The sequence below is a fragment of the Pseudoalteromonas sp. APC 3691 genome (assembly GCF_030408135.1).
Lineage (GTDB): Bacteria > Pseudomonadota > Gammaproteobacteria > Enterobacterales > Alteromonadaceae > Pseudoalteromonas.
This window is the reverse complement of the sequence record NZ_JASDCB010000152.1, coordinates 1-874: the sequence shown is the minus strand read 5'-3', so window position 1 is coordinate 874 and position 874 is coordinate 1. Positions and strand designations below refer to the sequence as shown.

Here is an 874-nt window from a genome sequence, read left to right as displayed (position 1 = left end):
GCTTTTGCTCCTTGGATCAACAGGCACCTTAAGTAGCTATTTCCTCGCTTACTTATCCCAAGTAAAGTATCTTTCCCGCCACTACTGTGTTGACGCGGAACGATACCTAAAGACGCTGAAACATCGCGGCCTCTTTTATAGTTACTGCCATTTCCAACTTCATTGAAATAGGCGCTTGATACCATAGGACCAAATCCAGGTATTGTTTGGAGCCGTTGGCAAATATCATTATTTTTTGCTGTTTCAACTATTAATGTACTGTAAGTTTCAATGCAGCTGTCTAAGTTACTCAATTGTGTTTCTAACTGCTTTAGTACCGCTTTAAATGCGCCTGATAATCCGGTATTTTCATCTTCTAAAATTAGGGGGATACTTTTGCGTATTGTGTTTACACCCTGATTTAAAATAATTCCGTATTCAGCAGTTAAGCCTCGGATTTGATTGCATAGTGCCGTTCTTTGTCTGACCGCTAATTCTCTCGCTTTGTGCTGTGCTTGGTTATCTTGTTGCTCAACTGATTTTATACAGACACTCTTAATATGATGTTGTTTTGAAGCAACGCTAATTGCTAAAGCATCGTTATAATCATTTTTATTGCCAACTAAGAAGGCTTTTACATGCTGAGGTGGAATAAGCTTTATCTGATGACCACATTTTCTGATTTCTCGAGCCCAAAAATGAGAAGTTGCACAGGCCTCTAAAGCAACTAAACACGTAGTGTGTTGTTGGAAAAAAGATAACACTTGCGCACGCTTTAACATTTTCTTTTTAACTAAGCGCCCTTGTTCATTGCAGCACACCACATGGAAAAATCTTTTTGCTATGTCTAAACCAATTGTTGTAATCTTCATTTTGGTCTTCTCCCTTTGATTAT

The 874-nt window shown here is 38.4% G+C and carries 1 protein-coding gene; it reads right to left on the bottom strand.

Going from position 1 to position 874, the window contains the following annotated elements; genetic code table 11:
- The coding region (locus QL998_RS20670; protein ID WP_290193399.1) for an IS110 family transposase at nt 1-874 on the bottom strand (874 nt) is incomplete at both ends.